This is a genomic window from Mucilaginibacter sp. FW306-07-L (genome assembly GCF_058782065.1).
Genome location: NZ_JBYSXI010000003.1, coordinates 104944 through 124649, shown reverse-complemented (window position 1 = coordinate 124649; position 19706 = coordinate 104944). Strand labels below are relative to the sequence as shown.

Genomic DNA, 19706 nt, shown 5'->3' with positions numbered 1-19706 from the left:
GGCCTCTTCGGGTTTAAGGGTAATTTAAAATTCAAGGTGGTTTACTAAAAATCTTCGTATTTTTACTTACTTATGCAAAACCCCATTTCAGCAAAATACAACGCTAAATTTCAGGAGGCATTGGCCTCGCTAAACCCGGAGCAGCTATCGGCCGTTAATAAAATGGATGGCCCGGTGCTGGTGGTGGCGGGCCCGGGTACCGGCAAAACGCAGATCTTAGCCGCCCGCATTGGCAAGATACTGACCGATACCGATGCCCAGCCCAACGAGATTTTGTGTCTAACCTATACCGATGCCGGCGCGGTGGCTATGCGCAAGCGTTTGTTTGATTTTATTGGCCCCGATGCTTACCGCATCAACATATACACCTTCCACGCTTTTTGTAACGAGGTGATCCAGGAGAACCTGGAGTACTTTGGCAAGCTGAACCTCGATCCGTTGTCGGACCTGGAATCGGCCATGCTGTTCCGTGAACTGATCGATGAGTTTCCGAACGACCACCTGCTGAAGCGCTTTACCGGCGATATTTATTTTGATGCGCCAAGGCTAAAAAGTTTGTTCTCTACCATGAAACGGGAAAGCTGGGATGCGGAGCTGATCAACCGCTCGGTTAAGGAATATATTGATGACCTGCCCAACCGCGAGGAATATATTTACAAACGAGCCAATGCGGCTAAGGGTATTAAAATAGGCGACCCGAAGCAGGCCGATATCGACAAGGTAACTGAGCAGATGAACAAGCTGCTGGCCGCCGTTGCCGAGTACAAGAATTACGATGCTAAAATGAAGCAACAGGGCCGGTATGATTATGACGACATGATCATCTGGGTGTTGAAAGCCTTCCGTGAGAATGATGATATATTACGCCGCTACCAGGAACGTTACCAGTATATTTTGGTGGATGAGTTTCAGGATACCAGCGGATCGCAAAACGCGCTGCTGAAATTTTTACTGGATTACTGGGATACGCCTAACGTTTTTGTGGTGGGCGATGACGACCAGTCCATCTTTAAATTTCAGGGTGCCAATATGGAGAACATCCTTGATTTTGCTAATGATTACGTGCACGCCCTGCATACCGTTGTATTAAGGCATAACTACCGCTCTAATCAGCATATCTTGAATATGTCGAGGGTGCTGATCGATAAAAATAAAAAGCGCCTTACCGCGCAATTATCACTCGATAAAAACCTGAGCGCCTCGCACCCGCGTTTTGCTGCGGATATGGTGGAGCCCACCATCCGCGAGTACGAGAACCCCGATCAGGAATTGGCAGATACTGCACGCATCATCCAAAAGCTGATTGAAAGCGGCGCTCCTGCCAACGAGATAGCCGTTATTTACCGTAACCACCACCAGGTGGAGGATCTGGTGCATTACCTGGGCGCGCAAAAAATAACCGTTAACACCAAGCGTAAGATAGATATATTGACGCTCCCCTTCGGTGAGAAGATCATTACCATACTGCGCTACCTAGCCATGGAGTTGGATTCGCCGTATAGTGGTGATGAGTTGCTGTTCGAGATCATGCACTACGATTTTTTCGGCATTCCGCCTATCGAGGTGGCCAAAGCCAGCATCGCGGTAGCAAAAGCAAACTACAGCACCTTTAATAACGACCAGCCCAAAACATCGCTGCGCCGTTATGTGAGCGAGCTGCGCACACCTGCCCAGCCCGGTTTGTTTGATAATGTGCAGAACGTGGAGATGAAGTTTTTGATGAACGATATTGATTACCTGCTCAAAGCATCGGTGAGCCTTACGTTGCAGCAACTGTTTCAGCAGGTGATCGCTAAAATGGGTATCCTCAGGTTCATAATGCAGCAGGAGGATAAGGGCACGTTTATGCAGGTTTTGATAAGCTTTTTTGATTTTGTTAAGGATGAAAGCCGCAAAAATCCCGACATCTCCCTGGCCGAACTCATCGCCACCATCGACCTGATGAAGAAGAACAATATCCGCATGGAACTTAACCAGGTGATATTTTCGGATAACGGCATTAATTTCCTCACGGCGCATGGTTCAAAGGGGTTGGAGTTTGAGCATGTTTTCTTTATCGGTTGTGATAAAAAAACATGGGACAGCAAGGGCCGCAATCATGGCTTTAGCTACCCCGATACGCTTACCGGTTCGCCGGATGACGACATCGCCCAAAAGGAAGAAGCGCGCCGCCTGTTCTACGTGGCCTTAACCCGTGCCAAGCAATGCCTCAACATATCATATGCCCGTAAGGATAAAAAGGGGAAGGATCAGGAAGCCTCGCAATTTGTAGGGGAGATATTGGCTGAAACTATTTTACAGGTGGCCTATCCGCAAGTACCTGCGGATGATATGGTTAATTTTATGGCTACCCAGTTTACCGAGGCCGATAAGCCACAGGTTGAACTACTGGATACTAATTATATTAACCAGCTACTGCAAAACTATACGCTTTCGGTTACACACCTTAATAATTACCTGGATTGCCCGCTACGGTTTTACTTTCAGTGTTTAATCAGGGTGCCATCTGGTAAAAGTCCGGCGGCAACGTTTGGGCAGGCCGTGCACTGGGCGCTCAACAAGGCTTTCCGTAAGTTGAAGGAGAATAACGATATGTTTATGCCGACCGAGGAATTTATGAAGGAGTTCCGCTGGTACATGTTCCGCAACCGCGACTCGTTCACTAAGGATGATTTTAAACTGCGTTTAGCCTACGGCGAAAAGATTTTGCCCGATTACTATGAGCAGAACGTGAATATATGGAACAAGGTAGCCGTTACCGAACGTACCATTAAAAATATTGAAGTAAACGGCGTGCCTATAAAAGGCAACCTGGATAAGATAGAGTTTGACGGTAAAAACGTAACCGTGGTTGATTATAAAACCGGCAAGCTTAAAAACGCGAAAGATAAGTTACAGCCGCCAACCAATGCCAACCTCAACGGCGGCGACTACTGGCGGCAGGCCGTGTTTTACAAAATACTGGTTGATAACGACCGGAGTAACGACTGGCAGGTGGTAAGCACCCAGTTTGAATTTGTAGAGCCGGTTAAGGATGGCGAATACCATAAGGAAAAGATAGCCATATCGCCGGAAAATGTGGAACTGGTTAGCGAACAGATAACCTCGGTTTACCAAAAAATAATGAACCACGAGTTTAACACCGGCTGCGGCAAAAAGGAATGCGACTGGTGCCACTTTGTAAAAACCAACTTTAAGCAAGCCGAAGGAATTATGATTGAGGATGATGTGGAGGAGTAAGCAGAAACAACTCCCCCTTTAGGGGGCCGGGGGGCTTTATAAAAACACTACTTCCTCAACCACTACGGCCTGCGCTTCATCATTTATTTTTTGGATGATCTGAGTGCGGATCAGCATCAGCTCATGCTTTATTACGGATGATTCGATGCGTACAAAGAGCTTTTTGTCGCTGATATAGATCTCCTTGGTGCGGTTGGCTACTGAGGTGCCCACCAGTTGCGGCCAGTTGGCGATGACAGAGGTTTCGTTAAACTTGCGTTTGAGCTTGTAAACCTGCATCATTTGCTCAATTGCATCCTTCAGTGTTTTATCATTCGCTTTGCGCATGGGCTTCTCCTTTTACTATTTCAAAAATTCTGGCATCAACATTAATGTCATCAAACACGTTTTTTACCCGGCTGGCACTGGTATCAGTTATAAACACCTGCCCAAAATTATGGGCCGATACCATTTGCATCAGCTTGGTAACCCGCTTATCATCCAGCTTGTCAAAAATATCATCCAGCAACAGCAGCGGCTTAAACTTTTTCTGCTCGTACAAATAACTGTACTGCGCCAGCTTGAGGGCTATCAGAAACGATTTTTGTTGCCCCTGCGATCCAAACTTTTTCATGGGCATGCCGTGTATCGAAAAAGCGAGGTCATCCTTATGAATGCCTGCCGTGGTACGTTCCAACACGCGGTCTTTTTCTAATGTTTTTTTAAGCAGCGCAGCAAAATCATCCTGCAATAATTGCGATTCATATACCAGCGATACCTGCTCGGCCTGGCCGCTTATAAAATCGTAATGCGTGTTAAACACCTCGGTAAAGCGTTCCATAAAAGCCTTGCGTTTGGCAAATATACGGTTGCCTGATGCTACAAGTTGCTCGTCCAGTATCTCTAACAACACCGGGTCATACCGGCCGGTATCGGCAATGTTTTTTAACAGCGCATTGCGGTTAATCAGGGCTTTATTATAGGCGATGAGCTCATCCAGGTACTGGTTGTCTGTTTGCGATATTACGTTATCAATAAACTTGCGCCGTTCCTCGCTGCCCTCAATAATAATGCTGATATCATAAGGCGAGATCATCACCAGCGGAAACAACCCGATATGATCGGCCAGCCGCTGATAATCCTTTTTATTGCGCTTGAACTGCTTTTTTTGGTTCCGTTTAACGGAGCAGGCTACGGCCTCGTTGTTATCATTTTTATCAAACGTGCCGGTGATGATAAAAAAGTCGGCGTTTTGGCGTATCTGCTGGCTGTCTATCGGGTTAAAGTAACTTTTACATAACGACAGGTAGTGTATAGCGTCCAGCAAATTGGTTTTGCCCGCGCCGTTGCCGCCCACAAATGCATTCACGCCATCGCTGAAGCTAAGTTCGGCCTGTTCGTAGTTTTTAAAGTTGATTACCGATAGTTGTTGCAGATACATATTGAGCCTTCAAAGTTAACATTACAGGCCGATGGTTTGGGGTATTGGCCGCACTAATTTTAGCAGGTTAATTATTTAAGTTAAAAGGTGTTGCTAAAAACTTTGAAAACTGTATTTTTGCAAACTTAATTTTTGAATAAGAATGTCGACAACCCAGGCGAATACCAAAATTGTGAACGAAGATAAACCGGTTAAAAAGACAGGGAGTTTTGTGAACGAGAACAGAAAAAGCTTATTGTTTATAGCTGCAGCCGTATTAGTGCTAATTGCCATATACTTTATTTACCTTAAAGCATACGCCGGCCCGCGCGAGGTAAAAGCTGCCGACCAAATGCACGTAGCACAGGATTTTTGGCAACAAAAAGAATGGGATAAAGCCATAAAAGGTGATGCCGGTTACCCTGGGTTTGAAAAAATTATTGCTGATTACAGCAACACCAAGGCTGCAAACCTGGCTTATTACTACCTGGGCATTGCTTACCTTAACAAAGGTGAATACGGCAAAGCCATTGATAACCTGAACAACTACCGCGGCGATGATTACATGGTTGCTGCCGAAGCTTTAGGCGGTATAGGTGATGCTTATGTTGAGCAAAAAAAATATGACGATGCCGCAAGCTATTACAGTAAAGCGGTTGATAAAGCTTCAAACAGCTTTTTATCGCCACTATACCTTAAAAAACTGGGTTTGGTTTATGAAGCTACTAATGATAAAAAATCAGCTTCAGACGCGTATAACAAAATAAAAACCGAATATCCTGCAAGTACCGAAGCTCAAAATATAGATGCTTACATTGCACGGGTAAACGTAAACTAATAAAACCTTATAGGAGGTTGCAATAATTAGAGGTTGCAATGTTGAAAAATGATTTAAAACATTTCAACATTGCAACCTTTTTAAATTTAATAACATTTAAAATGGCTACACAACTCAAAAACCTGTCTGATTTTTCGGCTACTGAAATACCTAATGCGGCACCCTATACCTTTGGCATTGTAGTGGCCGAGTGGAATGCCGAGATCACTAATGCTTTATACGGCGGCGCATACCAAAGCCTGATAAATAACGGGGCGCTGCCCGAAAATATTTTCAGCTATAGTGTACCGGGTAGTTTCGAGCTTACATCAGGTGCGGATCTGTTGCTTAAAAATAAACCCAACCTTGATGCCGTAATATGCCTGGGCTGCGTAATACAGGGCGAAACCCGCCATTTTGATTTTATTTGCGATGCAGTAGCAAATGGAGTAAGTAATGTTGCTATAAAATACTCAAAACCTGTTATATTTGGCGTACTTACTACTGATAATCAGCAGCAAGCTATTGACCGCGCAGGTGGTAAACATGGTAATAAGGGCGATGAAGCCGCTGTTACAGCCATTAAAATGGCAGACATGGCCAACACACTGCGAACCTAAACTTGTCAAACTAAAAACATCAATACAATATGAAAAACTTAGTTTTTATAGCTTTGGTTGCTTTAGCAATGAGTGCTTTTGCATCCTGCTCAAACAAATTATGCCCGGCATACGGCTCATACCCAAGAGGCGGCCGCTAACAGTAAAATGTCATTTTTAATGCTGTAGGCAAACATTTACAGGCCTTTACTGTAGTTTTGTATCAGTATTACAAATAAATATTTTAAAATGAAGTGGATAGCGCTGGAGTCGGCCGGTCAAATAAATGAAATAAAGCAGCACCCGGGGTATAGCATAATTTTTAAGCATAGCACCCGCTGCTCTATCAGCATGATGGCTAAAAAGCGTTTTGAATTGGAATGGGATGAATTGCCCGAAGAGATTTCACTTTACTTTTTAGACCTGATCAAATACCGCGACCTCTCAAACCAGGTAGCCACCGATTTTCAGGTACACCACGAATCGCCGCAAATGCTGCTTATTAAAAGCGGTGAGTGCATCCTTGATCAATCACATGGCGGTATCTCTGTTGAAGAGGCGCTGACGATGGTGGAGTAGTTTTTGAAGAGTCCGGAAGTCTGGGAAGTCCGGAAAGTCCGGAAGTTTTTTAGAAGTATAAAAGAAATTATAGCGTATAAAACAGGAAAGCGGCCATTAAGCCGCTTTCCTGTTTTATGTTGTATGCGGAGATCATTCCTCCGTTTTTCGAACTACCCACCTTCCTGGACTTTCGGACTAAAAAAATCTACCACCCAAAATCCACCGTTTTCTTCACGTCTTCGCCAAGGCTCAGATGTACGGGGCAGGTAAGGGCGGCATGTTCTAAAATCTTTTTCTCCTTATCGGTATATTCCTTCGGGAATTTAAAGTTAATTACCACCTCGCCTACACGGCGTGGGTTGGCTGCCATTATTTTGGTGATAGAGCATTGGGTATGGTCGATATTAATGCCATGGGTGTTGGCGGCAATGCCCATAATGGTCATCATGCAGCTACCTAATGCTGCAGCCAGCAGGTCCGTAGGTGAAAATGCTTCACCTTTACCGTTATTATCAACCGGCGCGTCGGTAATTATCTTAGTGCCTGATTGTAGGTGGGTAGCCTCAGTACGCAAGCCGCCCAGGTATGTAGTTTCAATTGTTGCCATGAGGGCTAAATTACCTAAATTCAACAGGTAAGCAAATACTCCCTTTATCAAAACTCTGTAAATAATTCCCCGTTCAGGGGGTTGTGGGTTTTGGTGTTGAGGCTTTTTACTTACTTTTGTTGTTATGATTGATTTGCCGGTAATTCCAGCCACACAAGTGCAGCGTAAACCAGATTGGTTAAGAGTGAGGCTTCCTGTTGGTAAAGAATATGCACAGGTGCGTAGCCTTGTTGATACGCACAAGCTGCATACCATTTGCGAGAGTGGCAATTGCCCCAACATGGGCGAATGCTGGGGCGCGGGTACGGCAACCTTCATGATACTGGGTAATATTTGTACCCGTTCATGTTCGTTTTGCGCGGTAGCTACCGGCAGGCCTTTAGCGGTTGATCTGGATGAGCCAAACCGTGTAGCCAACTCGGTAAAATTAATGCAGGTTAAACACTGCGTAATTACCTCGGTTGACCGTGACGATCTGAAAGACGGCGGCTCCATCATCTGGGCGGAAACCATTAACGCCATTCGCAGGGAAAGCCCTGAAACTACTTTAGAAACTTTATTGCCTGATTTCAGGGGTAACTGGGATAACTTGGCCCGTGTGTTGGAGGTAAGGCCCGAAGTAGTATCGCACAACCTGGAAACCGTACGCAGGCTTACCCGCGAAGTACGCATACAAGCTAAGTACGATCGTAGTTTGGAGTGCCTGCGTCATATATCAGCAGCAGGGCTGCGCACCAAATCGGGCATTATGCTGGGCTTGGGCGAAACCGAAGCTGATGTATTGGAAGCCATGACCGACTTACTCGAAGCCGGTGTACACATACTTACATTAGGCCAGTATTTACAGCCAACACGTAACCACCACCCGGTGGTTGACTGGATACATCCGGATCAATTTAACTTTTACAAACAAAAGGGACTTGAAATGGGTTTCAGGTATGTAGAAAGCGGACCTTTAGTGCGCTCATCGTATCATGCCGAGAAACACCTGTTTGATTATTAGAATTTCTTTTTACCTTGCAGGCAGTGAGTAGAAGACCCAAAATATCACTGTCTGAAGAGGAGCTGGTTAACGGCTTGCGGCACCGCGAAAAGCTGGCGGCCGAAGCGCTGTATGATATGTATTCCGCATCGTTGTACGGTGTGATCTTACGTATCATTAATGATGAGCCCTCGGCAGAGGATGTACTTCAGGAAACTTTCATAAAAATCTGGCAATCATTTTCGTCATACAGTGCCGAAAAAGGCCGTTTATTTACCTGGATGGTAAATATCGCGCGTAACCTTGCCATTGATAAGGTACGCTCAAAAGATTTTAAAAATCAAACTAAAAACCAAGAGCTTGAAAATAACGTAGCTTTTATTGACGAGCAAAGAAACACGGTTTACAAACCCGAACTACTGGGTTTAAAAGATCTGGTGCAAGCACTGAAGCCCGAACAACGATCAATACTTGACCTGGTATACTTTAAAGGATACACACACGTTGAAGCATCGGATGAATTGGGCGTGCCGTTAGGTACAGTGAAAACACGATTAAGAATGGCCATACAACAGCTCAGAAAGTACTTTTAATAAGAATTTGGAAGAGATAAGAGCATATATTGAGTCGGGAATATTGGAGCTTTATGTTTTTGGGGATGTTACCCCGGCGGAAAAGCAACAAGTGGAGGATGCTGTTTCAAAATATCCGGAGGTTAAAACCGAACTGGATGCTATTGAAGCCGCTATGGAAAGCTATGCCCTTGCCCAGGCTATTGAGCCAACGGAGCAGCAGCGCGACCGTGTGTTGAACAGCCTGCTCACCAACCTTAGCGATGACCGTATTTTTACCAAAGCCCGTACGTATACTGATGATAATGTAGTTGAGCTGCCGGTACAGCGCGGCATCAACTTTTATAAATATGCGTTTGCGGCAAGCTTGTTTTTGCTGTTAGTAAGCATCGCCGCATTGATCAGTATTTACAGCAGGCTAAAGCAATCAAACGAGTTGATCTCTTCGCTGCAAAGCCAGAACCAGCGCTTTAGTAGCCAGGTAAACCTGATGGATGAGCAGATCAGCGTTTTCCGCGATCCGTCATTCCGCTTTATAAAACTGAAAGGTACGCCTAAAACACCGGCATCCGCCATTACTGTTGCCTGGAGCCCTAAAAAGAAAAAGGTGATGATTGATATGGTGGGCGCTAAGTTACCGGCTAATGATACAAAACACCAGTACCAGCTTTGGGCTATTGTTGCAGGAAAACCGGTAGACTTGGGTGTGTTTGATGCCAAGGCCAAAAGCGATACATCAAGCATGAAGGAAATGAAACCGGTTGAAGCACCTCAGGCCTTCGCCGTAACGCTTGAGCCCGTAGGCGGCAGCGTTAACCCTACCATGGATGCCATGATGGTTATGAGCGCCATTTAAATTTCCGGTATAATTATTCCTTCCTTTTTATACCATTCGGCAAGTTTGCTGATGTTTTTGTGGGCGATATACAAGGGCACCATACAAATTATCCCGAAAGAGCAATCAATAAACTGCCAAAATAAAGGAATGCCCCTAATACCCCCTGCAATAAAAGCCAGCGGAAATATGGCCACACTGGCTACCATACCAAACTGAATAATCCATACATTTTTTACCGGATGCCTGTACGGACCGATAAACAGCACCGCCAGCACCAGGTGCGCGAAAGCCAACCAATCGGTACCATACGCCAGATAAGGATATTGCTGATTAGTATCGCGCAGCGCGCCATATATTTTGCTCAGCCAGTTTTGCACAGATACAGGTAAAGCCTGCATGTTAGAAGTCAGCCAGCCAATTTCTGTTTCCAGAGGGAATGCAGTAGCGCCGCTGATAAAAAGGCCTGCGATAATGATGGCTATACAGATGCGTATGCGTCTTTTTAATTGTTGTTGTGTTTTCATGATGCTATGTAATAAGGTTTAGCGGCTCTCCGCCCTTTGTTTAATTACCTGCAGGATGTTATTCTGTATGTCCTTCATTATCCAATCCGCCCATAGGCCTGCATAAAAATTAAAGGTGGTGGTCAGCTTAAAATGGCTGTATAAATGCAAGCGATAGGTTTTGTTATTCAGCTTTTCCAGCTCGTACGTTCCGTCTATCACATCAAAATAATTACCGCCTATCACCACATGCTCATCCATCGTGGTTGAGGGTATCTCGTGTGGGTTGGCTTTAATGGTAAAGCGCATAACCTTCTGATCAGTATACTTGGTTACCTGCTCGTGAAAAATCAGCCCCTTATCAAATATGGCTTTGCGGTAGCCGCCAACACCGTTATAATTTAGCTCCGCACGTATGGGGCGCGGAAAGCCCAGGGTTTCGGTAAGCCAACCTTTATCTTCGGTTGAGGATATGCCTCTTACACGGGTTACGTTGTTCCATATCTTCGCTTTGCCTGCATCTATATCGATATAAGTATACGCCTTATAAATAGATGGATGATCGCCGATGTAACGCTCAACGGGGGAGATCAGAAAGGGCAGTAAAACGAGTAATGATATTTGCAGGCGTTCGTTCCTGTGCTTACGAAGTCGTGCCCTGCCGGCCAGCCATCCGCCTAAACTTGCTGCTCCAAAAAATACCGGCATAATCATCAGCCAGCATGCCCAGCCTTCAAAGCCGAAAAAGAATGTTATAAAAAAGAAAGCTATAATTACCACCCAAGGCATCATCAACCGGTACGAAAGACTTTTTATGCGCTCAATATCGGATAGATAGATAGTGAGCACCCCTATACCAAATGGCACCAGTAAAATAAAACTGATGGACATGATGGTAAACAAACCGTTCAGGCTATCGGTTCTAAACACCGCGTAGGACAGTAACGCAAATATTACGGGTATGCCAATAATCAGTAATAAGCGTTTAAGTGTTTTAGAGAGTATCATAATATGTGATGAGATTTAGGTGTTAAATACTTTGTTCAATAGCGGTTTTAATATCCGGTACTTTAAAAGTGTAGCCCGCTTCTGTAAGCCGGGCAGGCAGTACCCAGCGGCTTTTTAATATCAGCTCTGTTTCGCTGCGGAGAAAAAAGGTGCCGATCTCCAGCATCCATTTTGTGGCCGGTAAACCGAAAGGTGCACCAACAACCTTACGTATGGTAGCCATCAGTTCCCGGTTTTGGATAGGTTTAGGGGACGCGACATTGAATACCCCCTGTAATCTTGGGTTATCCAGCAAAAAATCAATGCTGCCGGTAACGTCATCCTCATGCACCCAGCTAAAATACTGTTTGCCGTTGCCTTGTATGCCGCCCAGGCCAAACCGGGCCAGGTTTAAATAGTAACCGGCTACACCGCCATGTTTACCCAGCACAATGCTGATGCGCAGTACTATCTGGCGTATGCCAGGTATACGCTGTTCGTCGAAGGCTTGTTCCCATTGTTGGCAAACCTCTACTGAAAAGCCGGTGCCTTTTTCGCCGGTATATTCATCCTGCGGCCTGTCCTCAGCGTGGCGGTATATGGTGGCTGATGCCGCGTTGATCCATACTTTAGGCGGATTATTGGTTTCTCTTAACGCTTCGCCCAAAATACGGGTCGCGTCAAGGCGTGAGGCAAATATCTCTGCCTTGTTTTTTTCGTTGTAGCGGCAATTAACGCTTTTGCCGGTCAGGTTTATCAGCACATCACTGTTCTCTAAATGCATGGCCCAGTCGCCAATTGTGCGGCCATCCCAATAAATGTGTTGAATGTTTCCATCAGCGGGTTTAGGGTTACGGGTGAATATGATCACTTCTCTGGCCAGTTTGCTAAAATGCCGGGCCAATAGCATCCCTATATAGCCGCTGCCGCCTGCAAGTATCACCTTATTATATTTCATGATGATGGTTTAATTAATGATGATCAATAATACAGCTAGCCGGTATAGTACCCATGTAGCGGTAAGCAGCCAACCCAGCTTTAATAATTTGGTACGGCGAATATGCTCCAAAAACATCAGCCCCGCTATCAGCATAAAATAAAGCGTGCTTACTAAGGGTGATATAACAACAAACCGTGCCGCTATAAGCATGGGTAGTAAAAGCAACGACCCCGCGAAGGAGATGGTCATCATGTTACCGAGATAATCCCATCTTTTGTTGGCTGCATACACGCTTACAATCAATCCCTGGAATACAATCTGTCCGCCGCAGATCAGGTATTCGCGGTAAGCGTTACCCGCGGTTATCAGGGGTGTTAACAAACCGGCATATTGGGTAAGTATCGCACCCACTATCAGCCAGGTAAACACCAGGTAAACCAGCCTTAGTTTTAGGTTAAAGGTAGGCTGTAAGGCATAATCATGATTATTGGCCAGAACGATTACCCTACGATTATAAGATATAAAGGCGTAACATTTGGCGGCTATCCACACAAAGGGTTTAAAGCCGAACAGTCCTTTTAACAGCGGGAAAGAATTGCCGATCACCTTGAACAAACTCTGTATGCCGTATTCAACTTCGCCGGTTTGGGTGTTTACCAGCGCTATTTCGTTCACGGCACGTTGCCGGTCAATCAGCGGACAAAGCATTTCGGGGGTTTCCTGGTATGCTGTTCTGCCGGTACCATCAAGCATGCCGGCTTTTACAAATGCTTTGGTGTACAGGTTGCACATGGGGCACTCGGCATCGTAAAGTATAATATGATTTTGCAGCGTTTTCATGATGCGGATGTTTTAATGATTATGTAATTATTCGCCGAATGGTTTGTAGCGCTCCATCATTACCTTGGCACGGTGCGCCTTATTACGAAGCCTGAAAAATATACCCAGATTAATAAAGTGCATGCCGCCCAGTATGAGTATAATGCGCCCGACCTTATAACTCAACACCTCTATCACCACCTGTGTGCTCGCGATGTTGCCCGTTTCCTTTAAGGCCAATACCATGTAGCCAATGTTTACGAGGTAAAACCCGACTACCAGTAGTTTATTTACAGAATCGGCCAGTTCGGTATTGCCGTGAAAAATATCAACCAAAAATATGCGGCCGTTATTAAATAATACCCTTGCTACCCAAATGGTAACAGCAATGCTAACAGCCAGGTAACATGCGTAGGTTAAAATAAAATAGTTCATGATGTTTGAGTATTTAAGTAAATGATAAATTTTGAATTTTCAGTAAATAATGAAATATATAGTTAAATTTTTTTATTTGAATATTTTAAGGATAGAGCCCCAAAACCAGTTCTCTTCCGCCTTGATCATTTTTTCGAGCATTTTATTCACGTTGCCCGATAGTTTTGTAATACCCTTAACCGATGCAGCAAAAGTTTTGTAGTTAGGGTCTTTATCATTACCCTTAACTTCTGATAGTTCGTTCAATACCTTCAGTAATGGATCGAGCTCACGTTTTTTACGCTCCTGTGCTACCAGGCGGGCAATGGTCCAGGCATCCTTTTCGGCAAAAAAGTACTCTTTGCGTTCGCCGGGTTTGTGCTGTTTTTCAACCAGGCCCCAGTTAATCAGGTCGCGCAGGGTCATGTTGGCATTACCGCGTGAGATACTCAGTGCTTCCATGATCTCCTCGGTAGTTAACGCCTCCGGCGATATCAGCAGCAAGGCCTGTACCTGAGCCATGGTGCGGTTTATACCCCACTCAGATCCCAGCTTACCCCAGGTTTCAATAAATTTTTGCCTTGCTTCTACCAATTCCATATACAAATATAAGCATATTTTTAAACTTTCAAAAATTATTGAAAATTAATTTAGTTTATTTTTTATAAAATAGTTGCACCACTACTGTAACGTATTCAAAGTCTACACGTCTTATAGATAATTACAGTGAGTATTAAGTTCTTTATAAGGTCAGTTAATAGTTAAAAGAAAAATGCGGTTGCTGATACTCACAACCGCTTTTTTTATGCCATCAATTTTGCCATGGTTACTGGCAGTTGTTGTGCCAGTTTGCCGGGTAACACCACATTCATGCGGTTAGGCAGTGCCAGTTCATCACCGGCTTTACCATGCAGGTATATGCCGGCAAGGCAAGCCTCTTGTGGCGTATAGCCCTGCGCCAATAGGGAAGCCAGTATGCCGGTAAGTACATCGCCCATGCCGCCGGTAGCCATTGCCGCGTTACTAGTCGAATTAAAATACAACTTCCCTTCAGGCGTTGCTGTTATGGTATAATCATTTTTTAGTACGATATAGATATTACGCTCGGCAGCCTGTTGCCTGGCGGTTTGCAGGCGTGCCCACCAGTTGGTATGTTCGCCAAACAGGCGGTCAAACTCCTTCATGTGCGGTGTAAGCAAGCTGCCCGGCGGTATAGCCTGCCACAGCGTGCTGTTTTTAGCTAACAGGTTAAGTCCGTCGGCATCTATCACCAATGGCTTTTTATAATTGGTGAGCACGTAGGCAAATAGCTCCAGCGCGCTATCATCGGTACCCAGGCCGGGGCCAAAAGCTATCGAATTAAATTTATCCCAGCTAATATCAGGCAGCGTATCGCCATCCCTGATGATAGCCATCAACTCAGGCAGGTAGCTGTTAAGTGCCGTTAGGCCACTTCCCGGTATACAGGCGGTAGTTAGCCCGGCACCGGCATAAGCCACCGCCGACGAGCATAACAATGCCGCGCCCATAGTACGTGACTCGCCTGCAATAACCAGGGCATGCCCGTAGATTCCCTTATTGCTGAAAGGTTTGCGGTGCTTTAATATTTTACGGATATCCTTTTCCTCCACATATTGATAGGCGGAGTTAAGCGTACGGGTAAATTCCTCACTGATGCCGATGTTCACCGCTTCCCAGCAATTGATATAATGCTTTGACTCCGGCAGTAAAAAATTGATCTTGGCTTGTTGAAAGGTGATCACCAGGTCGGCACGTAAAACGGTGGCATACTGGGGTACCTCGCCATCGGCAAAAAAACCGGTAGGTACATCAACAGCCACTACTGTTTTTTGCAGGCTGTTTAAATAATTAACCAGTAATTTATAATCGCCTTCCAGCGGTTTGTTCAATCCGCTGCCTAAAAGCGCGTCAATAATAATGCTGGCATCCTCATCTGGCTGAGTATCGCCCTTATTAATTATAACAGGCGTTATTGCACAATCCTGCAAGCGTTGCAAGTTAGTTTCAAAGTCAGCGGTTGATCTATCACTGTACCGTGCCACCTTAACACCGACGTATTGGTAGTTATGCTGATACAGCATTCGGGCAATGGCCAGCCCATCGCCGCCGTTATTGCCGGTACCACAGTAAACGCTTATGCGTTCGTTCCGTTCAGGAAAATGGTTGATGAACCATCCCACAAAAGCCCTGGAGGCACGCTCCATCAAATCCACAGAGGATATGGGTTCATTGTTTATCGTCCAGGCATCAGCCTCGCGTATTTGGGATGAAATAAGTAAAGGCAGCATATTATACTAATTTATAACATGCTGCCTTTGTTTTTCAGGTATACTGAAAAAATATCATTTAATTTTTGATGCTCATCTCTTTTGCCTGCATCATTTTACGCAGGTTGTTAAGGGCGTAGCGCATACGGCCAAGCGCGGTATTAATGCTTACATCGGTAATATCGGCTATCTCTTTAAAACTCATATCACCAAAATGACGCATAATCAACACCTCTTTTTGCTCTGATGGCAACAGTTGTATCAATATTTTTAAGTCCTTATGTGTTTGCTCACGCACCATGCGGTCCTCAGTGCTTTCATCATAATTACCTAATACTTCAAAAATATCAAAGTCATCGCCATTGCTAACCATCGGTGCGCGTTTTTCGCGGCGGAAATGGTCAATCACCAAATTGTGCGCAATACGGGTTACCCATGGTAAAAACTTGCCTTCCTCGTTATATTTCCCGGCTTTCAGGGTATTAATTACTTTTATAAAAGTATCCTGAAATATATCTTCGGCGAGGTATTCGTCTTTAACAAGTAAATAAATAGAAGTATATATTTTGGTTTGATAACGGCGGATAAGCTCGACAAGCCCCCCTTCGTCGCCCGAAATATATAGATGGATTAGATCCTGATCACTTTGCAATTTTAAATCCATAGAAAACCTTACTACTTAATTAAGTTTATCTTAAATGTTGTTGAGTAAAGTTTAATCTATAAATTCTTTTTTAGGGGTTATACAAAACGTTAAGTCAAATAAAACAAATTAAACAATAAAATGCAAATTTATTTGTTTGACCATATAGACTAACTTACGTTTAATACCACATGTAAGTTTTTTTTCCGGAATAATAATTCAGGAGCTTCGTCTCAGGCTGTTAGTAAATATACTCTTTTGTATTGAACCTACCCCTTAATTAAACAAAATAAATCCCGCAAAAGTAAATTCATTTACCGTGTTTGTACTTACATGCCTGTAATTGCACAGCTTTATTATATTTGCTTTCAGCGCTTAACCGCGCTTAACATTTATATATAATGGCAAAAAAGAAACCGGAAACAACACATACCCCGATAGTGACACCACAGTCGCTCGAGTTTTTTGAAAGATACATCAACAACCCATCGCCAACCGGCTTTGAGTGGAAAGGCCAGGAGCTTTGGCTTGACTATTTAAAACCTTACATTGATGACTATTATGTTGATAACTACGGCACGGCGGTAGGCATCATCAATAAGGATGCGGAATACAAAGTAGTGATAGAGGCCCATGCTGATGAAATTTCATGGTTTGTAAATTACATTACCAATGATGGTTTGATCTACGTGATCCGCAACGGTGGGTCTGATCATCAGATCGCCCCATCAAAACGTGTAAATATTCATACCGATAAGGGTATTGTAAAAGCGGTTTTTGGCTGGCCGGCTATTCACACCCGCCAGGGCGGCGAAAAAGAGGAAGCGCCGACATTAAAAAACATTTCTATTGATTGCGGCTGTACCTCAAAAGAAGAGGTAGAGAACCTGGGCATCCATGTAGGTTGTGTAATTACTTATGAAGATGAGTTTATGGTGCTTAACAACCGCTATTACGTTGGCCGCGCGCTGGATAACCGGGCAGGCGGCTTTATGATAGCCGAGGTTGCCCGCCTGTTGAAAGAGAACAATGTAAAACTGCCTTTCGGATTATACATTGTTAACGCCGTACAGGAGGAGATAGGCCTCCGCGGTGCCGAAATGATAGCGCATCACCTGAAACCTAATGTGGCCATTGTTACCGATGTTACGCATGATACCACGACACCGATGATCAACAAAGCCGTTCAGGGTGACCTGGCCTGCGGCCGTGGCCCGGTAGTTTCATACGCTCCGGCGGTACAAACCAACCTGAACAAGCTGCTGGTTGAAACCGCGCAGAAAAATAATATTCCTTTTCAGCGCCAGGCATCATCACGCTCAACAGGTACTGATACTGATGCCTTCGCCTACTCAAACGGCGGAGTGCCATCAGCCTTGATATCATTGCCGCTGCGTTATATGCACACTACGGTTGAAATGATCCATAAAAAGGATGTGGACAATGTGATCCGCCTAATCTACGAATGCCTGTTAAACATTGAGGCCGGGCAGGATTTCCGTTACATTAAAAACAGGTAAGTAAACGTTAATGGCCCAGTACGTAATCCCGCTCAAATACCGCAAAATGGAGAATTTCCATATTGTGTTTTGGTTATTGAAGGATATTGGCTGGTGCCTGATATGGAAGCCGTTGGGAATAGTAATGATATTCCCAACGCTTATTATTGCCATTGTTATAGCCTGGCGCACCAAAAGCCTCATGTCTGAACTGTGCCACAACCTGGCCATCACCTTCTGGATCACGGCCAATTCCTACTGGATGATCAGCGAGTTTTTGCATATTGATGCCCGCATAGTATACGGTTGGATAACGTACAAACACCTGGCGCTGATCCCTTTTCTTTTAGGGGTTATGTGCCTGGCTTATTACTATGCCATCTGGCGGCCTAAAAATCCAGACTCGCTCGAAACGCTTTAACGTTCTATCGCTCACCGTTCCACTCGGCATAAAACTGGTCAAGGTATTGCGCCATAAAATCATGCCGCTGCTGCGCTATCTGCTTGCCGGTAGGGGTATTCATCTTATCTTTCAGCAGCAAAAGCTTTTCGTAAAAATGATTGATGGTAGGCGCGGTTGTAGCCTTGTATTCCTCTTTGGTGATAGTAAGGTTGGGCGGTATGTTAGGGTTGTAAAGTGCCCTGCCCTTAAAGCCGCCATAATTAAAAGCGCGGGCGATACCTATAGCGCCAATAGCATCCAGGCGATCGGCATCCTGTACTATCTCCATCTCCTTTGAGGTAAACTCCACCTGCCCGAAGCTGGCTTTGAATGACATGTGGCGGATGATCTGCTGTACATGCATAATGGTTTCTGCATCAACATCGAGGCTTTGCAGCCATTTACCCGCAGTAGCCGGGCCTATCTCCTCATCGCCGTTATGGAATTTGGCATCGGCAATATCATGTAACAGGGCAGCCAACTCAACTATAAAGTAGTTAGCCTGTTCGGTTCGCGCTATTAGTTTAGCGTTTGCCCAAACACGGTAAATATGCCACCAGTCATGCCCGCCTTCGGCATGTTCAAGGGTTTGCTGTACGTAAGTTTTGGTTTGATTTATAATTTCCGTTTGTTGTGGTGATAACATCCGGCAAATATAAAAAATCAGAAACTGCTATGCAGCTTCTGATTTTGCAGCCTCAATAAGGCTGGCAATACTTGTTTCTAAAATATCTGCTATCTGAAAAAGACGCTCAAGGGTTATTTTGGTATAACCCAGCTCAATTTTACTGTAAGCATTCTGCGATATTTTAAGTTTGGCGGCAAGGTACTCCTGTGTGTAGTTCCTGGCTTCGCGTTGCTTGCGTATGTTAGAAGCAACTAACTTAACTTTTGAGCTTAAACTCTCTGTCATACTAATCATTTGTATCTGATAAATGACCATATTAACGAGAATTTTTTAAGCCTGGATTTTTATATATTCACTTTTATTACAAATATTTTCTCAGGAAAAAAATACCTACTTATAGGTAGGGTTTAGTTACCCTTTGGTTGTTGTTTTAAGCTATAGTTTATGGTAACTGTTGGCAGCAAAGTAGCCATATCTAACGGAACCTGGTCAAACGACATGATGGGCTTACGGTTAGTATAGTAATCATAAAACTCCTTCTGAATTTTATCAGGCGCGGTAGCCGGGGCCAGGAAGCTGATGGAAAAAGGCAAAATAAAATCGTGCATTTTTTCTCCGTCAGGAATGATCCATTTTTTGTTCGACTTGCGTAAAGCAGCAATTATCGGCTGGGCCAATGATGCATCATCAGCATAGTAAACAATAATTTTTTTGATATTGCCCTCGCCATCGGCCGTAAATTTAAACACCGCGGTACCTGATACTTTCTTTTTTACCAGATCGGGGGTTACTTCAAGGCTATCTTTAAAAAACTTGGTCATAACGGCTTTGCCACCCTGAAAGGGGAAAGCCAGGTGCTGCTGCGCCATTACGCTTAGGGTAAACAGCGCGGCACATAGGGTAAACAATATTTTTTTCATGCTTTTAC

The 19706-nt window shown here is 44.5% G+C and carries 23 protein-coding genes; 9 read left to right on the top strand and 14 right to left on the bottom strand.

Features of this window, described 5'->3' with window-relative positions; genetic code table 11:
* Nucleotides 1-72: 72 nt before the first annotated feature.
* Nucleotides 73-3240 carry an ATP-dependent helicase gene (locus AC3WJC_RS15565; protein WP_492400046.1) on the top strand — a complete coding sequence of 1056 codons (3168 nt, stop codon included), beginning with the start codon at nucleotides 73-75 and terminating at the stop codon, nucleotides 3238-3240.
* 36 nt (nucleotides 3241-3276) lie between these two features.
* Here the strand turns inward: AC3WJC_RS15565 and AC3WJC_RS15560 are convergent, their stop codons facing one another.
* Both AC3WJC_RS15560 and recF read right to left on the bottom strand, forming a co-directional pair.
* Complete coding sequence (locus AC3WJC_RS15560; protein WP_492400045.1) at nucleotides 3277-3567, bottom strand: DciA family protein; 291 nt, start codon at nucleotides 3565-3567, stop codon at nucleotides 3277-3279.
* A complete protein-coding gene (gene recF / locus AC3WJC_RS15555; RefSeq protein WP_492400044.1) occupies nucleotides 3551-4660 on the bottom strand; it encodes a DNA replication/repair protein RecF in 1110 nt (369 codons plus the stop codon). Before recF ends, AC3WJC_RS15560 begins: the two co-directional genes overlap by 17 nt.
* Before the next feature lie 142 nt (nucleotides 4661-4802).
* Between recF and AC3WJC_RS15550 the strand changes: the two genes are divergently transcribed.
* The 3 genes from AC3WJC_RS15550 to ytxJ all read left to right on the top strand — a co-directional run bounded on the left by AC3WJC_RS15550 (nucleotide 4803) and on the right by ytxJ (nucleotide 6634).
* A complete protein-coding gene (locus tag AC3WJC_RS15550) occupies nucleotides 4803-5477 on the top strand; it encodes a tetratricopeptide repeat protein (protein ID WP_492400043.1) in 675 nt (224 codons plus the stop codon).
* 101 nt (nucleotides 5478-5578) lie between these two features.
* On the top strand, nucleotides 5579-6076 hold the full coding sequence (ribH, locus tag AC3WJC_RS15545; protein ID WP_492400042.1) for a 6,7-dimethyl-8-ribityllumazine synthase: 498 nt from the start codon (nucleotides 5579-5581) through the stop codon (nucleotides 6074-6076).
* Nucleotides 6077-6304: 228 nt separating this feature from the next.
* Nucleotides 6305-6634, top strand: coding sequence for a bacillithiol system redox-active protein YtxJ (ytxJ, locus tag AC3WJC_RS15540; RefSeq protein ID WP_492400041.1), 330 nt, complete (start codon nucleotides 6305-6307; stop codon nucleotides 6632-6634).
* A gap of 187 nt (nucleotides 6635-6821) precedes the next feature.
* On the opposite strand, the gene AC3WJC_RS15535 is transcribed toward ytxJ, so the two are convergent.
* Entirely contained in the window at nucleotides 6822-7223 is a 402-nt protein-coding gene (locus AC3WJC_RS15535; RefSeq protein ID WP_492400040.1) for an OsmC family protein, read from the bottom strand.
* Nucleotides 7224-7347: 124 nt separating this feature from the next.
* On the opposite strand from AC3WJC_RS15535, the gene lipA reads away from it, so the two are divergent.
* Genes lipA through AC3WJC_RS15520 form a run of 3 tightly spaced genes read left to right on the top strand, consistent with a single transcriptional unit; the run spans nucleotide 7348 to nucleotide 9633 of the window.
* Nucleotides 7348-8226 carry a lipoyl synthase gene (gene lipA / locus AC3WJC_RS15530; protein ID WP_492400039.1) on the top strand — a complete coding sequence of 293 codons (879 nt, stop codon included), beginning with the start codon at nucleotides 7348-7350 and terminating at the stop codon, nucleotides 8224-8226.
* Between the two features lie 23 nt (nucleotides 8227-8249).
* Nucleotides 8250-8798: an RNA polymerase sigma factor gene (locus tag AC3WJC_RS15525; protein ID WP_492400038.1), complete on the top strand. Its 549-nt coding sequence runs from the start codon at nucleotides 8250-8252 to the stop codon at nucleotides 8796-8798.
* Between the two features lie 7 nt (nucleotides 8799-8805).
* A complete protein-coding gene (locus AC3WJC_RS15520) occupies nucleotides 8806-9633 on the top strand; it encodes an anti-sigma factor (RefSeq protein WP_492400037.1) in 828 nt (275 codons plus the stop codon).
* On the opposite strand, the gene AC3WJC_RS15515 is transcribed toward AC3WJC_RS15520, so the two are convergent.
* The 8 genes from AC3WJC_RS15515 to AC3WJC_RS15480 form a co-directional block, all read right to left on the bottom strand.
* Nucleotides 9630-10139: a hypothetical protein gene (locus AC3WJC_RS15515; protein ID WP_492400036.1), complete on the bottom strand. Its 510-nt coding sequence runs from the start codon at nucleotides 10137-10139 to the stop codon at nucleotides 9630-9632. The genes AC3WJC_RS15520 and AC3WJC_RS15515 overlap by 4 nt on opposite strands.
* Nucleotides 10140-10157: 18 nt before the next feature.
* Nucleotides 10158-11126: a hypothetical protein gene (locus AC3WJC_RS15510; RefSeq protein WP_492400035.1), complete on the bottom strand. Its 969-nt coding sequence runs from the start codon at nucleotides 11124-11126 to the stop codon at nucleotides 10158-10160.
* A gap of 22 nt (nucleotides 11127-11148) precedes the next feature.
* Nucleotides 11149-12063 carry a TIGR01777 family oxidoreductase gene (locus AC3WJC_RS15505; protein ID WP_492400034.1) on the bottom strand — a complete coding sequence of 305 codons (915 nt, stop codon included), beginning with the start codon at nucleotides 12061-12063 and terminating at the stop codon, nucleotides 11149-11151.
* Between the two features lie 9 nt (nucleotides 12064-12072).
* Nucleotides 12073-12885: a thiol-disulfide oxidoreductase DCC family protein gene (locus AC3WJC_RS15500; protein ID WP_492400033.1), complete on the bottom strand. Its 813-nt coding sequence runs from the start codon at nucleotides 12883-12885 to the stop codon at nucleotides 12073-12075.
* A 27-nt stretch (nucleotides 12886-12912) separates the two neighbouring features.
* A complete protein-coding gene (locus tag AC3WJC_RS15495) occupies nucleotides 12913-13299 on the bottom strand; it encodes a hypothetical protein (RefSeq protein ID WP_492400032.1) in 387 nt (128 codons plus the stop codon).
* Nucleotides 13300-13371: 72 nt separating this feature from the next.
* The gene (locus AC3WJC_RS15490) at nucleotides 13372-13878 is read right to left on the bottom strand and encodes a GbsR/MarR family transcriptional regulator (protein ID WP_492400031.1); all 507 of its coding nucleotides are present in this window, start codon (nucleotides 13876-13878) and stop codon (nucleotides 13372-13374) included.
* A gap of 203 nt (nucleotides 13879-14081) precedes the next feature.
* On the bottom strand, nucleotides 14082-15587 hold the full coding sequence (locus tag AC3WJC_RS15485) for an NAD(P)H-hydrate dehydratase (RefSeq protein ID WP_492400030.1): 1506 nt from the start codon (nucleotides 15585-15587) through the stop codon (nucleotides 14082-14084).
* 58 nt (nucleotides 15588-15645) lie between these two features.
* A complete protein-coding gene (locus AC3WJC_RS15480) occupies nucleotides 15646-16230 on the bottom strand; it encodes an RNA polymerase sigma factor (protein ID WP_492400029.1) in 585 nt (194 codons plus the stop codon).
* Between the two features lie 380 nt (nucleotides 16231-16610).
* On the opposite strand from AC3WJC_RS15480, the gene AC3WJC_RS15475 reads away from it, so the two are divergent.
* Both AC3WJC_RS15475 and AC3WJC_RS15470 read left to right on the top strand, forming a co-directional pair.
* Nucleotides 16611-17729, top strand: a complete 1119-nt coding sequence (locus AC3WJC_RS15475; protein WP_492400028.1) for a M42 family metallopeptidase — start codon at nucleotides 16611-16613, stop codon at nucleotides 17727-17729.
* Nucleotides 17730-17739: 10 nt separating this feature from the next.
* A complete protein-coding gene (locus AC3WJC_RS15470; protein WP_492400027.1) occupies nucleotides 17740-18129 on the top strand; it encodes a hypothetical protein in 390 nt (129 codons plus the stop codon).
* 4 nt (nucleotides 18130-18133) lie between these two features.
* Here AC3WJC_RS15470 and AC3WJC_RS15465 read toward each other — a convergent pair whose 3' ends face one another.
* From AC3WJC_RS15465 to AC3WJC_RS15455, 3 genes are all read right to left on the bottom strand, one after another.
* Complete coding sequence (locus AC3WJC_RS15465; RefSeq protein ID WP_492400026.1) at nucleotides 18134-18796, bottom strand: HD domain-containing protein; 663 nt, start codon at nucleotides 18794-18796, stop codon at nucleotides 18134-18136.
* A 27-nt stretch (nucleotides 18797-18823) separates the two neighbouring features.
* Nucleotides 18824-19063, bottom strand: a complete 240-nt coding sequence (locus tag AC3WJC_RS15460; protein ID WP_492400025.1) for a helix-turn-helix domain-containing protein — start codon at nucleotides 19061-19063, stop codon at nucleotides 18824-18826.
* A 122-nt stretch (nucleotides 19064-19185) separates the two neighbouring features.
* Nucleotides 19186-19698, bottom strand: coding sequence for a hypothetical protein (locus AC3WJC_RS15455; protein WP_492400024.1), 513 nt, complete (start codon nucleotides 19696-19698; stop codon nucleotides 19186-19188).
* Nucleotides 19699-19706: the final 8 nt, after the last annotated feature.